Here is a 14473-nt window from a genome sequence, read left to right as displayed (position 1 = left end):
CTCCTTAAAAGTCATGAAAAAGTTATAAATTTGCCGTCAAATGAATATTTCAGCTTACATTCTAGAATATCTGAAACAAGCTGGAACTGCAACAGTTCCAGGCTTTGGTGTATTTTCCCTGGAGAACTCTAAGGCAATTATCAATTCTGAAAACGGAAGCATTCTTCCGCCTGCAAGTCAGATCACTTTTGCAGTGGATCATGAAGTGCAGTCTGATGAACTGGCTGCTTTCATTGCAGAACAAAAGCAGATGTCTTTGGAAGCCTCTAAAAGTGATCTAAAGATCCAGACTGATTTTTGGAAGAAAAAACTCCAGGCAGAACAGGTTTTGGAGATTCAAAATCTGGGTACCATCATGATCGAGGACGAGAAAACCCATTTTAAAGGAAAAAGAGTAGAGTCTGGCCGTCCTGATTTTTATGGACTGGAAGAAATCAGATTTTCGGATATCAGTAACGGTGAAAAAATAGTCCGTACAGAGAACCGCGAAAAAGATTATAAATTCAACAAATCTATACTTTGGATCTTCCTTTTCATTGTTCCTGTTGCAGGTCTGTTAATCCTGGCCTATACCCAGAAAGACCTTCTTTTCGGGAAAAAATCTTTTGAAAACGTTTCTGTACAGACGAAAACGCATAGAATTGCCAAGGATACCATTAAAATAATGGTGCATGAAACGGCAGAAATGAAAATTGCTGATTCCCTGAAAAAAGATTCACTAATGAAATCTGCTGGAAAACCGGTTGGAGTTCAGGCCCCTAAAAATAACACTAAGAAGACATGGCAAAAATAAAAAAAGCGGCAGAATCTCTGACCATTATGACCAATATCGTTCTCCCGAACGAAACAAATTCTTTAAGAAACCTTTTTGGTGGTGAATTGTTAGCAAAAATGGACCGTTGTGCGTCTATTTCTGCAGCAAGACACTGTGAAAGAAGAGTAGTAACCGCTTCCGTAAATCACGTTTCTTTTAATCATCCGATTCCTGAAGGGGGAGTCGTTGTATTAGAATCCAAAGTTTCAAGAGCATTTTCTACTTCTATGGAAGTGTATGTAGATGTTTGGTTGGATGATCCGATTAACCAGGTGAAAATCCACACCAATGCAGGGATTTATACTTTTGTTGCGGTGGATGAATTCAACCGTCCTATCCCGATTCCTGAAATGATTCCTGAAACGGAAGAAGAAAAAGAGAGATTTGCAGCGGCTTTCCGTAGAAAAGAACTTTCCCTGATCCTTTCCGGAAGAATGAAACCTTTGGAATCTGTGGAATTGAAAAAACTTTTCCAGGAGCCTGAGGTAATAAAAGAAGTGAAAAAAGATAAGAAGTAACATTCTCATCGGTGTCATTTGTGAAAAGTAATTTGTGTTTAGAAAAATGAAAATTCTCCTTTTAGATAAAAACCATCCGCTTATCACCGAGCAGCTTATTGCAAAAAACTTCATACTGGAAGAGGATTTTACGTCTTCTTACGATGAGATATGCCGCATCATTGAAAATTATGACGGAGTGATCATCAGAAGCCGGATTCCTTTAGATAAAAATTTCCTTGAAAAAGGGAAAAACCTGAAATTCATTGCAAGAGTAGGCGCAGGGATGGAAAATATTGATATTCCTGTAGCAGAGAAATTAGGAATTCAACTGATTAATTCTCCGGAAGGCAACAGAGATTCTGTAGCAGAACACGTTGTCGGAATGCTGCTGATCTTAATGAATCGTCTTTTCATTGCTTCGAAGGAAGTGAAAAATGGAATCTGGAAGCGCGAAGAAAACAGAGGTGATGAGTTACTGGGAAAAACAGTTGGACTTATCGGGTATGGAAATATGGGAAAAGCAACCGCAAAAAGGCTTTCAGGCTTTGGCTGTACAGTGATTTTTCATGATATTCTGCCTGATCTTTCAGATGAATATGCTACACAGGTTTCTTTGAAGGAATTAAAGGAAAAAGCTGAGGTTTTGAGTTTACATATCCCTTTAACTGATGAATCATATTATCTGATTGATGGGCCATTCATTTCTGATATGAAGAATGATTTCTATTTTGTGAATACAGCAAGAGGGAAAAATATTGAAACGAAAAGTTTAGTTGAGGCATTAAAAGCTGGAAAAATAAAAGGTGCCTGTCTGGATGTATTGGAATATGAAAAATCATCATTCGAAAATATCGAAACAGAAAATGATGACCTGAAATACCTTCTGGAATCTGAAAAAGTGATTGTTACGCCCCATATTGCAGGCTGGACGCATCAAAGCAAGGAGAAGCTTGCACAAGTAATCGTCGATAAAATTGTAGCCTCTTTTACTTAAAATCGTAAAAAGGTAAAACCTATTGTTATCATTCATTCTTCCGTTTCAGGATCGGTGTATTGATTTTTACAATTTCGTGGTTTTACCTTTTTATGTTAAATAATTCATAATTTACCCTCAATATTTAATATTTATTTTGAGTTTTATTAAATTGCTCCTCATTTTGAAATCCATGAAGAAGCGCAATTTTGTACTCATTGTAACTATTTTTTTAGTTCTTTTTTCCTGTAAAAAAAAATCTGAAGACCAACAGGCCTCCGCCGAAAATACAACCAATCTGCCTAATTACGGGAATGTAGATTTAAACGGTGTTTTTACAACGGCAGACGGACAGCTTTCCAATAAAACATCGCTGGTAGGATATATTGATCAATACTATAAAAAAGTCTGGGAAAACGGCAATCTGAGTGGCGGGATACTAGTGGCGAAAGGAGATGAGATCTTATACGAAAACTACAGAGGTTTCGGAAGAGAAGGAAACCAGATGCCGATCGACAAAAATACACCGCTGCATGTAGCTTCTGTTTCAAAAACGTTGACGGCTATGGCGATGATGAAATTGATAGAAGCCGGAAAAATAAAATTATCAGACCACCTGACTCAATTTTTCCCGGGATTTCCTTATCCGAATGTCACGGTGCAAACCTTACTGGATCAGAGAAGCGGGCTTCCAAAGTATGAATATTTCATTACGAAGATTCAGCCTGCTCCCGCAGAGCTTTCCAAGACCTACCTTACCAATCAGGATATTCTGAATATGATCATTACATATAAACCTGAACTGGCAAGAGATACCGATACAGGTTTTATGTATTGTAATACCAACTTCGCCTTACTGGCACTTTTGATTGAAAAAGTAACGAAAACTCCTTTTCCGCAGGCCATGAAAGAAATGATATTTGCGCCACTGAAAATGAACAACACGTATATTTTCCAGGAAAAAGATGTACCTACGGCTTCACAGTCATTTTACTTTGGAGGAAGAAAATTATATCCTTTAGACAGGCTGGATCTTATCTATGGTGATAAAAATGTATACACTACACCGAGAGATCTGTATAATTTTTCTAAAGCAATGTATTCTAAAAACTTTCTGAAGCCGGAACTGATGCAGATGGTTTTTTCTCCGTACAGCAATGAAAAAATGGGAATGAATAATTATGGATTAGGATTCAGAATGAAGATTTTCGACAACGGTGAAAAACTCACTTATCATAATGGATGGTGGCATGGAAGCAATTCAGTTTTTGCCCATTTATTAAAATCAAAAGTTACCATCGTGGCGATCGGGAATGCTTATTCCAATAAAGTATATACCGCACTTGCGCTATCCGGACTGTTTGAAGATTTCCCGGTACAGAAAGACAAGCTTCACAGCGTCATGAATGACAATAAAGATACTTTAAACGGCGGACACGACGTTTATGGAGAATAATGTTTACTTTTGCCTAAACATGTTCATGAAAAGACTTATTCTATTATTTATTATCTGTTTTCTTGTACATTCCTGTGCAAGGGTAGGTTCACCTGTCGGCGGGCCGAAAGACTCTCTGGCTCCTAAATTTCTGGGTTCAAATATCGATTCTACAAGGATTAATGTTAAAAGAGATATCCGGGAATTGCGACTGGATTTTGACGAATATATTACCCTGAAGGATATCAATAAAAATCTGATCATTTCTCCCCCTATCAAAAAAATAAAGCGTATTCTTCCTTCCAATATTGCCAACAAATATGTGTTGATTCAGTGGGAAGATACACTGCAGGCCAATACAACGTATAATTTTAACTTCGGGAATTCTATTGCCGATAATAATGAAACGAATATTCTGCGTTATTTTAATTTTGCATTTTCTACAGGTGATAAATTAGACGATCTGTATATCAGCGGAGAAATAAAAGATGCCCTTGCTACCAAGAAAAAAGGCAGCAGCAGTGAAAACAAACTGGTGGTTGGTTTGTATCAGGTGAAAGATACCATGAACTATAAGCAGAAGCCTTATTATATCACTAAAGTAGATGATGACGGCTATTATGAACTAAATTATCTGTCACCGGGAAAATATAAAATCATCGCTTTCGAAGACGAAAATGAAAACTCTATTTACGATCCCGGAACTGAAAAGATTGGTTTCCAGAAAGAACCTGTTACTATTGAAAAATCTATTTCAGGATTAAATTTAAAGATATATCCGTCAAAAAAACCGGTGAAATATCTTGAAATGAAGGAAAACCCTGGTGGAATTTTGATGACTTTTGAAGGAGATCCTACAGACGTAAAGGTGCTTTCTATTAACGATAAACTTCAGGACATCAAAGTAACCCATCGACCAAAATCAGACTCTGTAAACATATGGTTTGATGCGGTAGCGAGTAAAGTAGGGCAGACGGTGACGGAAAACCTTAAGTTCAGTTATGATGCAGACAGTAAAAAAGATACCGTTTCTGTATTTTATAAGTATAATACAAAAAATAAAATGGTGCTTTCAAATAATGAAGGCGGTACATTATCTCCCAAAGCACAGCTTAAAATTACTTCCAACTATATCATAGATAAAATAAACCCTGAAAAGTGGGAATTAAAGAGCGATAGTTTAACGACTCAGCAGTTTACGGCCAAGATTTCAGAGACGAATCCATATGAGATTTTAGTGACTTCTGATTTTATTACGGGAAAAAAATATCAGCTTACCGTTCCTAGTAAGAGTGTTTCATCTTTCTATGATAAAACGAGTGCGCCGTATCGTTTTGACTTTGATATTGATAAAATAGATAATTTTGGAAGTATTGAATTCACGATTCAAAATGCACCGACAACGAATTATTGGATTCAGCTTCTGGATTCAGCTGAAAAGGTCATCTATCAGCAGTATACCAAAGGAGATAAGGTTAAATTCGATATCTTAAAACCTGAAGAATACATTGTAAGAATATTGGTAGACAACAATGGAAATAAATATTGGGATAAAGCCGATTTTACCAATGAGGTTTTTGCAGAAGATTCTTATATTTTCTATAAAAAAGCAGTCATAAGACCGTTATGGGAAACCCATGAAGATTGGGATTTAAAAGATATCAGAACATTGGACAGCCCTAAAACAACAGTCTCCGGTGTTACTACTACACCTGAAACTGATGCTAAGGATGCGCCTGTAACAAAGGAAGTAAAGAAAGAATTGAAATCTGATAATGCAGTCTTAACTCCGGTAAAGTAAAATAATGAAGACGATAAAAAAAGTGATATTTTGGACGCTGGTAGCTTTTGCGTTAATTCAGTTTATTCCCATTGATAAGGTAAATCAGCCAGTGAAACATTCTGTAAACTTTATAGAGGTTAACAAGACTCCTCAGAAGATTGCAGGCTTACTTAAAGGGGCTTGCTATGATTGCCATTCCAATGAAACGGTCTATCCAAAATATGCGGATATTGCTCCGATTTCCTGGTCTATCAAAAGCCATGTGAATGATGGCCGCGAACGGCTTAATTTTTCTGTATGGGGTACTTATAACAAGGATTTAAAGACCAATATGCTGACCAGAGCCACTGAAACAATTCAAAATAAGATGATGCCGTTACCCGGTTATATCGTATACCATAAAGAAGCGAATCTTTCTGATGCTGAAAGAACATTGTTGATTCATTATTTTGAAGACATGTTGAAAGCAAAAGCTTATTAATAGAGGATTAATAAGTCTATACCTTTTAGTTCAACAGATAATAATTACGAATTATCAAATACATTCATATAAAAAATTCCCGCAGATTTAACATCTACGGGAATAATATTTTGGGTTATATTGACTTCAAATAGGCTTCAAAAAATCTCTTTTGAGAATCAAAGGCAATATCATCCGGATTCACCTCTTTCAGTGGAATCCATTGTGTTTCTGAGATCTCAGAAAGTTCGATATTGACATCAAACTTTTCTGAAACGGTGTATTCATAAAACAGATCAATTGTATTATAATCAATCTCTTTGTATTGGTATATATTAGGGAGACTCGTTATATACTTTAAGTTTGAAATATCAATGTTGAGCTGTAGTTCTTCAAATAACTCTCTTTTGCAAGCTTCTTCTGCACTTTCTTTAGGATCAACAAAGCCTCCTGCCAGATCAAGTTTCCCCTTTTTAGGCTCCTGATTCCTTCTGGTAAGATACACTTCATCCCCGCACCTGATGACCACGGCTACTGCCCCGGCAACATTGTTGTACAGTCTGAAATCGCAGTTGGGGCAGCTCCATTTCTTTTCACCATCCCATTCTAGAGATTCTTTGCCACAGCTTGGGCAATATTTCAATAATTTCATCTGTTATAATTTTCTAAATGTCAGATGGAACTTAGTTTCATTGAGCAATATTCATATTTCTCGGATGATAACTTAAAATAACGTCCCTCAGTTCTTCTGTTTTTAAATGGGTATAGATTTCGGTTGTAGTAATACTGGAGTGACCCAACATTTCCTGTATGTATCGAAGATCTGCACCATTTTGTAATAAATGCGTTGCGAAAGAATGCCTGAAGGTGTGCGGAGATATTTTTTTGCTTACACCCGCTTTATCAGTTAATTCTTTGATAATAAGAAAGACAATCACTCTGGACATCGAGGTACCCCGGCTGTTCAGAAACAGAGTGTCTTCATATTTTTTGTTGATTTTGTTTTTCGAACGAACATCCTTGATGTAACTGTCCAGCAATTCAGCTGTATAGTCAGCAAGAGGTACAAAACGGGTTTTATTTCCCTTTCCGATCACCTTAATGTACTGTTCTTTGAAATTGATATTCGAAATTTTAAGATCGATAAGTTCTGAAACGCGCAATCCGCACCCATAGAGTACTTCAATAATGCTGTGATTTCTCTTTCCAAGATCAGAATTGATCTCGATCGCAGCAATAATTTTATTGATGTCCATCAGGCTTAACGTATCAGGAAGATACAATCCTAGTTTTGGTCCTTCAAGAAGTGACGCTGGATTATCATCCCTGAATTCGTCTTCAAGTAAAAATTTAAAAAAAGATTTAATAGAAGAAATCCATCTTGCCTGAGATCTTTCACTAAATTTCTTTTTAGAAAGATTGAAGATATACTCTTGCAGGTTTTCGTAGGCGATAGAGTCCGGACCGACATTCTCCAGATCCTCTTCAGCATACTCTTTTAGTTTTTTAATGTCCCGAACATAGGCGTCGAGAGTGTTTTCTGAAAAATTTCTTTCGAATCGAAGAAATATTTCAAAATCCTTAATTTTTTCATCCCAAGTCATTTGTGCTTATTTTTTTAGTTCACATTCTGATATTTGCTCTATTTCAATATGATGGTTTCTCAGGAACGATATCCCGTCGTCGTCTGAATATTCATTAATATACACCAGTCTTGTAATTCCTGCCTGTAAAATAAGTTTACTACATTCTTTGCATGGTGAAAGCGTTAAATATAACGTTGCACCTTTAGCAGATTGTGTAGAAGCAGCCAGTTTTAATATGGCATTAGCTTCTGCGTGGAGTACGTACCAGTGTGTGTTTCCGTCAGCATTTTCACAGCAATTTTCAAATCCCGAAGGAGTTCCGTTGTAACCATCTGAAATGATCATCCTATCTTTTACGATAAGAGCCCCTACCTGTTTTCTCTTACAGTAGGAGAGTTTTGCCCATTCTTGAGCCATTTTTAGATAAGCTTTATCAAACTTATTCATACCGCTGCATTGTTGTTTGTTTTTTCGAAATAATTGGTCTTTAGTCTTAGAAGTTAGGCTTTCTTTTCTCTAAAAAAGCAGAAACTCCTTCTTTTTTATCTTCAAGTTCAAAAAGTTCTCCGAAATACTTGATTTCAGTATCAAAACCTTTATCCGTATCAGATAAATTCACCGCGTGGATTGCTTTAGAGATTGCCATCGGTGAGTTATGGGCAATCGTGTTGGCGAGTTCTTTTGTTTTGGTTAATAGTTCATTAATAGGGTATACTTCATTCACCAATCCGATTTCTTTTGCCTTTTGGGCAGGAATCATTTTGGCAGAGAAGATCAGTTCGTTGGCAAGGCCTTTTCCGATAAGCTTAGGAAGCCTTTGGGTTCCTCCGTAACCAGGAATTAATCCCAGGGTAACTTCAGGAAGTCCCAGTCTGGCATTTTCCGATGCATATCTGATATGGCACGCCATAGCAAGCTCTAAACCTCCTCCTAATGCAAATCCGTTAACGGCAGCAATAACAGGTTTAGACATATTTTCAATTTTGTTGAACAGCGTATTTTGTCCGTTTCTAGCCAGTTCTTCGGCTTTTTCCTGTCCAAATTCACTAAATTCTTTAATATCAGCTCCGGCAACAAATGATTTTTCCCCGCTTCCTGTAAGGATTACGACTCTGCAAGAAGGGTCAGAATTCACTTCGTCAAGAGCTGCACTGATATCCTGAATTGTTTTTGCATTTAGGGCATTTAAACTCTCAGGTCTATTTATTGTAATAATAGATAATTTATCTTCTTTTTTTAATAATATATTTTCGTAACTCATTTTTCCACTTTAAAATATTATTTTTTGCAAATTATAAATTTTTTGCAAAAAAAAGGAAAAAATATTGGTTTTTTTTCCTTTTAATTGAATTTATTGTTCAATATGCTTATTTGGAATGGTTCATCATATTTGCGTCAATATTGATATTTAGTTGAGAAGCTACTTTCATGCCAAGTTCAATATTGGCTCTGAAAAAGTGACATAGCTGACGATTTATGATCTCATCCCTTTTAGGGCCATCAATTCCTCTCATACTTCCTACTATATTATGGATAAGGTGTTCCCTGTCTTCTGTGTTCATTGCTTTTGTGTATAACAGACCTGGCTGAGTGTAGTGATCATCATCATTTTCATTTCTGTTATAGCTGGCAACATGAGCGCTGTCTAATTCATAATCATAGCTTTTATAAGAAGGATCCGGTTTGATGTCATCGAAACTGTTAGGATGGTAATTCGGCTTATCTCCGTAATCTGTGGAATCTGCCATATATCCATCTCTTTGATAATTGTTAACGGCAAACGGGCATCGGTTGACCTCTAATTGATGAGCATTTACCCCTACTCTGTATCGGTGGGCATCCGGGTAAGAGAATAATCTTCCCTGAAGCATTTTATCCGGGGAAAAGCTAATACCGTTGATTAAGTTGCTCGGTGAGAAGGTAGACTGCTCTACATGAGCAAAATAGTTAACCGGAATTTCATTCAGTTCCATTTCTCCGACTTCGATCAATGGGAAATCTCCCTGGAACCAAACTTTAGTAATATCAAAAGGATTCCATCTGAAATCTTTAGCCTGTTCTTCTGTCATGACCTGGATATACATCGTCCATTTTGGAAAATCACCATTTTCAATAGCGCTGCATAGATCTTCCTGAGCAAAGTCCGGGTTTTCACCTGCCATTTTCACAGCATCTTCATTGCTGAAGTTTTTGATTCCCTGTTTTGTTTTAAAATGGAACTTGACCCAAGTTCTCTCGTTATTGGCATTGATCATTGAAAAAGTATGAGAACCAAAGCCATGCATATGTCTGAAACCGTGAGGCGTTCCTCTGTCAGACATCAGGATAAGAACCTGATGAAGCGATTCAGGATTTAAACTCCAGAAATCCCACATCATCGTGGCACTTTTTAAATTGGTTTTGGGAACTCTTTTTTGGGTATGGATAAAATCCGGAAATTTTTTGGCATCCTTAATAAAGAAAACCGGAGTGTTATTTCCTACTAAATCCCAGTTTCCGTCTTCGGTATAGAATTTTAAGGCAAATCCTCTTGGATCTCTTGCGGTGTCTGCACTTCCTTTCTCTCCGCCTACCGTAGAAAAACGCGCAAACATTTTGCAGGAGTTTCCTACTGTTGAAAATAATTTGGCTTTTGTGTATTGGCTGATATCGTGGGTCACGGTAAATTTACCATACGCACCACTTCCTTTTGCATGTACAATTCTTTCAGGGATTCTCTCTCTTACAAAATGAGCAAGATTTTCCTGAAGTATGAAATCCTGAAGCAGGACAGGGCCTCTGGGACCTACAGTCTGTGAATCTTGATGTTCGAAATAAGGAGCACCGCTACCTAAGGTTAATTTTTTAGAATCCATATAGTTATATTTGAATGATTGATATCCTTTGCAGATGTCTTGTGTAGACGTATCAAATGTCAAATTTACTTGAATTTTTGATTGCTTATAGCAAAAACCTTTTATCTTTGTAATAGATAATATTAATCAAATGAACATTCAGCAATTGGAGTACCTTATCGCTGTAGATAAGTACAAACATTTTGGGAAAGCGGCTCAAGCATGCTTTATTACACAGCCTACGCTAAGTGCAATGATACAAAAATTTGAGGATGAACTGGATGTAAAGGTTTTTGACAGAACTACACACCCGATACGTACCACAGATGTGGGCGTGCAGATCATCGATCAGGCTAAGGTCATTATAGAGTCTGTCAATGAGCTTAAAAATAAAGCCAATCTTTTAAACAATATTTTAGGAGGAACAATTAACCTGGGAATCATTCCTACGGTATCTTCTTTCATTCTGCCGACTGAAATCTTCAAGTTTCTGGAAGACAATCCAAAAATCCAGATGAATGTCAAAGAAATGACTACAGATAATATTATCAAAGCTTTAAAAGCCGGAGAACTGGATGCAGGAATTATTTCCACTCCTTATGATACGGCAGATGAGTTTTATCAGGATTTCTTATTTAATGAAGAACTGATGATCTACAGCTCGAATACAGAAGCAAACAAGAAAAATTCTTACATCATTCCTGAAGATCTGAACGTTGAAAAAGTTTGGCTTCTTGAAGAAGGAAACTGTCTGAGAAATCAATTTGAAAATATCTGTCATTTAAAAGAAAATACACTGAAGCCTAAAAATCTGGATTTCCTGGCCTCTAACATCCAGACTTTGGTACATATGGTAGATAAAGTAGGAGGGATCAGTATTTTGCCGGAGCTTGCCCTAAGTCAGCTTTCTGAAGAACAGAAGACCAATGTTTTCAGATTTAAAAAGCCTTTCCCTTACAGAGAGATCAGTATTATCTATTATAAGCCTACTTTCAAGCAAAAAATTATTGATGAATTAGCACATTCTATTACTGCTTCATTAAGCAAAAAGCTTAATTATAACGAAAGCCCAAAAGAATTCGTAAGTATTAAGCCACAATAATTTCTTTTTCTTAAAGTAAGACAGATCAATAATTTAAAGAAAATTATAATTAGTAAACAAAAGGTTTGAGTATTAAAAAAATAGTACTTAAATTTGCCAACGTTTATGAACGAGGAAAAATTTGACCTGATTGCAACCTCTATAAAAAAAAGCTAAAACAGTAATTCTTTTTCAGCTTTCTGGGTATCTATTTCTTATTTTTCTTCGTCTATTTTTAATCTAAAAAATAAAGAATAATATGTCTTATTTATTTACATCTGAATCCGTTTCAGAAGGGCATCCAGATAAAATCGCCGATCAGATTTCCGATGCGTTAATCGACCATTTTTTGGCTTATGATAAAAATTCAAAAGTAGCTTGTGAAACTCTTGTAACGACGGGACAGGTAGTTCTTGCAGGAGAAGTAAAATCCGACGCTTATCTTGATGTTCAGACGATTGCAAGAGAAGTAATCAACGGAATTGGCTATACGAAAGGAGAATATATGTTCAATGGAGATTCTTGTGGAGTAATCTCTGCAATCCATGAACAATCACCTGATATCAATCAGGGTGTTGACAGAATTGTTACAGATGAAACCTTTGAAGGAAAAGCAAACGCTCAGGGTGCTGGAGATCAAGGGATGATGTTTGGGTATGCAACGAACGAAACGGCTAATTATATGCCTCTTGCGTTAGATCTTGCTCACACTATTCTTAAAGAACTTTCTGCCATCAGAAGAGAAAATAAAGAAATCGCTTACCTTCGTCCAGATGCAAAAAGCCAGGTTACCATTGAATATTCTGATGATCACAAGCCGGTAAGAATTGATTCTATCGTGGTTTCTACACAGCATGATGATTTTGGAACAGAAGAAGAAATGCTTGACAAAATCCGTCAGGATATCAAAAGTATACTGATTCCAAGAGTAGCAGCACAGCAGACTGAGGAAATTAAGGCATTATTCAACGATCAGATCAAATACCATATTAATCCTACAGGAAAATTTGTAATCGGAGGTCCTCACGGAGATACCGGTCTTACAGGACGAAAAATCATCGTTGATACGTATGGTGGGAAAGGAGCTCACGGTGGTGGTGCTTTTTCCGGAAAAGATCCTTCTAAAGTTGACAGAAGCGCTGCCTATGCAACAAGACACATCGCTAAGAATTTAGTGGCTGCAGGGGTTGCTGATGAAGTGTTGGTACAGGTTTCTTATGCAATCGGTGTTGCTGAACCTTGCGGATTGTACATCAATACCTACGGAACAGCAAAAGTAGATCTTCACGATGGCGAAATTGCTAAAAAAGTATCTGCTATTTTTGATTTAAGACCCTATGCTATCGAGCAGAATTTGAAATTAAGAAACCCTATCTATCAGGAAACTGCTTCTTATGGACATATGGGAAGAGAACATTTTGTAGCTGATAAAACCTTTAATAAAGGTCACAAGAATGAGCTTACGTTAAAAGATCTTGAGTTCTTTACGTGGGAGAAACTAGACAAAGTAGAAGAGATTAAAACCGCTTTCGGTATTTAATTTTTTCTTAATACAATAATAGACTGCTTTATCTTCACCAGATAAGGCAGTTTTTTTTAATTTTACACCATAAATAAATTTAAGATGATGAATTTGAGGTCCGCAATTGCTGTTTTTTCAATATTTTTTCTGAGCATAGGTGCGAAAGCCCAGTATACGATGCATAAAATGATCACCGTGGGATACGAGTACCAAAACCAGAGCTTTGGAGAAGTGGGAGGTAAGTTGCTTTTCTTAAAAAATGATGATGTTATTTACAGGTTGGGAGCGTCTGCATTGATGGGTTCCACCCATTCAAAATTTGCAATCATGCCGAAACTTCAGGCGGATGTCCTTCTTAATTTTCAAAAAGATGTAGATTTCTATCATTCCTATTATTTTCTGATGGGAGCGGAAGGAACCAATAAATACATCGCTCCTAAGATAGGGGTAAGCCTTTTTGGAATGCTGGACCTGACGGGAGGCTATGCTTTCCCTATTGGAGATGCCAGACTTAACGGGAAAGAAATGAAAGGTTTGAATATTAATTTCACACTAAATATCCCTACTGTGTTTATTCATGACATGTTTAAGTGATATTTTTTAGATATTTATCGTAAAAATTTAATAATTAGTTAACAGGTATTAAAATTTTATTATATTTACATCTGTAAAATTGTACCGCCTATTGATTTGACTTTACTCTAAAAAACTGTTTTGTAATTACAGCTATGCCCAGATAAAATATCTGGAGGAAAGTTTGTCTACAACTATTTTATATTGAGAAGAGTTATGAAATTAAAATCGGATAGTTTACTAATTTCCCTTTACCAGGAAGGAGACGAGGATGCATTATCAGCCCTTATCCATCGTCATCAGAAAGAACTGTTTACATTCATTTTTTATAAAATTAATGATGAAGACCTAGCCAACGATGTTTTTCAGGATACATTTATGAAAATAATTGTCATGCTGAAAGAAGGACGGTACAACGAAGAAGGCAAATTTATTCTTTGGGCTAAAAGAATTGCCTACAATCTTATTATAGACCACTTTAGATTAAAATCAAAAAATATCAAAGTTTCAGAAACTACTTTTGAAACTGATGATTATTCTATTTTTGATTTAATAAGAGAGCCTTCAGAAAATATTGAGGACCAGCTGGTTACGAATCAAATTCAGGAAGATCTTTTAAAAATGCTTCAATATTTGCCTCAGAATCAGCAGGAAGTGATTAAGCTTAGATTTTTTGACGGGTTAAGTTTTAAAGAAATCGCGGATCATACGGATATGAGTATTAATACCACTTTAGGACGCGTGAGGTATGCTTTGATCAATTTAAGAAAAATTATGGATGAGAATAATATTATACTGACCAGATAATAATTAGTAAAAATTCACGTTATAAAGAAAACATTTAGACGCCTATGAGAAAAAATGATTCTTTAAAAGTGAAAACTTTGAAACCAAAAAAACAAACCATTGAGT

Annotated in this window: 15 protein-coding genes; 10 read left to right on the top strand and 5 right to left on the bottom strand. The window is 36.3% G+C overall.

Annotated elements, in window-relative coordinates; all coding sequences use genetic code 11:
• Positions 1–40 precede the first annotated feature (40 nt).
• The 6 genes from SB679_RS05940 to SB679_RS05915 all read left to right on the top strand — a co-directional run bounded on the left by SB679_RS05940 (position 41) and on the right by SB679_RS05915 (position 5986).
• The gene (locus SB679_RS05940; protein ID WP_410701345.1) at positions 41–793 is read left to right on the top strand and encodes a hypothetical protein; all 753 of its coding nucleotides are present in this window, start codon (positions 41–43) and stop codon (positions 791–793) included.
• Complete coding sequence (locus SB679_RS05935) at positions 781–1332, top strand: acyl-CoA thioesterase (RefSeq protein WP_034709362.1); 552 nt, start codon at positions 781–783, stop codon at positions 1330–1332. The genes SB679_RS05940 and SB679_RS05935 overlap by 13 nt, the downstream gene beginning before the upstream one ends.
• 46 nt (positions 1333–1378) lie before the next feature.
• Entirely contained in the window at positions 1379–2308 is a 930-nt protein-coding gene (locus SB679_RS05930; RefSeq protein ID WP_410701343.1) for a 2-hydroxyacid dehydrogenase, read from the top strand.
• 172 nt (positions 2309–2480) lie between these two features.
• Positions 2481–3743: a serine hydrolase domain-containing protein gene (locus SB679_RS05925; RefSeq protein WP_410701341.1), complete on the top strand. Its 1263-nt coding sequence runs from the start codon at positions 2481–2483 to the stop codon at positions 3741–3743.
• 25 nt (positions 3744–3768) lie between these two features.
• Positions 3769–5523, top strand: a complete 1755-nt coding sequence (locus SB679_RS05920; RefSeq protein WP_410701339.1) for an Ig-like domain-containing protein — start codon at positions 3769–3771, stop codon at positions 5521–5523.
• A gap of 4 nt (positions 5524–5527) precedes the next feature.
• Complete coding sequence (locus SB679_RS05915; protein ID WP_410701338.1) at positions 5528–5986, top strand: heme-binding domain-containing protein; 459 nt, start codon at positions 5528–5530, stop codon at positions 5984–5986.
• Between the two features lie 115 nt (positions 5987–6101).
• Here the strand turns inward: SB679_RS05915 and SB679_RS05910 are convergent, their stop codons facing one another.
• The 5 genes from SB679_RS05910 to SB679_RS05890 form a co-directional block, all read right to left on the bottom strand.
• Positions 6102–6617, bottom strand: a complete 516-nt coding sequence (locus tag SB679_RS05910; protein WP_410701337.1) for an NUDIX hydrolase — start codon at positions 6615–6617, stop codon at positions 6102–6104.
• Between the two features lie 37 nt (positions 6618–6654).
• On the bottom strand, positions 6655–7569 hold the full coding sequence (gene xerD, locus SB679_RS05905; protein ID WP_410701335.1) for a site-specific tyrosine recombinase XerD: 915 nt from the start codon (positions 7567–7569) through the stop codon (positions 6655–6657).
• A 6-nt stretch (positions 7570–7575) separates the two neighbouring features.
• On the bottom strand, positions 7576–7998 hold the full coding sequence (locus SB679_RS05900) for a deoxycytidylate deaminase (protein ID WP_410701333.1): 423 nt from the start codon (positions 7996–7998) through the stop codon (positions 7576–7578).
• 46 nt (positions 7999–8044) lie between these two features.
• Positions 8045–8812 (bottom strand): enoyl-CoA hydratase/isomerase family protein, encoded by a 768-nt coding sequence (locus SB679_RS05895; protein ID WP_410701331.1) that lies wholly within the window; start codon positions 8810–8812, stop codon positions 8045–8047.
• Between the two features lie 106 nt (positions 8813–8918).
• Positions 8919–10406: a catalase gene (locus tag SB679_RS05890; RefSeq protein ID WP_410701329.1), complete on the bottom strand. Its 1488-nt coding sequence runs from the start codon at positions 10404–10406 to the stop codon at positions 8919–8921.
• A 130-nt stretch (positions 10407–10536) separates the two neighbouring features.
• Here SB679_RS05890 and SB679_RS05885 point away from each other — a divergent pair, with 130 nt between their 5' ends.
• From SB679_RS05885 to SB679_RS05870, 4 genes are all read left to right on the top strand, one after another.
• Positions 10537–11487, top strand: a complete 951-nt coding sequence (locus tag SB679_RS05885; RefSeq protein ID WP_034709373.1) for a LysR substrate-binding domain-containing protein — start codon at positions 10537–10539, stop codon at positions 11485–11487.
• Positions 11488–11725: 238 nt separating this feature from the next.
• The gene (gene metK / locus SB679_RS05880) at positions 11726–13006 is read left to right on the top strand and encodes a methionine adenosyltransferase (RefSeq protein ID WP_410701327.1); all 1281 of its coding nucleotides are present in this window, start codon (positions 11726–11728) and stop codon (positions 13004–13006) included.
• 84 nt (positions 13007–13090) lie between these two features.
• Positions 13091–13582, top strand: coding sequence for a hypothetical protein (locus SB679_RS05875; protein WP_034709375.1), 492 nt, complete (start codon positions 13091–13093; stop codon positions 13580–13582).
• Positions 13583–13777: 195 nt separating this feature from the next.
• Complete coding sequence (locus SB679_RS05870) at positions 13778–14368, top strand: RNA polymerase sigma factor (RefSeq protein ID WP_034709376.1); 591 nt, start codon at positions 13778–13780, stop codon at positions 14366–14368.
• The last annotated feature ends 105 nt before the right edge of the window (positions 14369–14473 follow it).

Source organism: Chryseobacterium sp. SIMBA_029 (assembly GCF_046535275.1).
GTDB lineage: Bacteria > Bacteroidota > Bacteroidia > Flavobacteriales > Weeksellaceae > Chryseobacterium.
The sequence above is the reverse complement of the archived record's forward strand: the minus strand, read 5'-3'. Positions and strand labels throughout refer to the sequence as shown.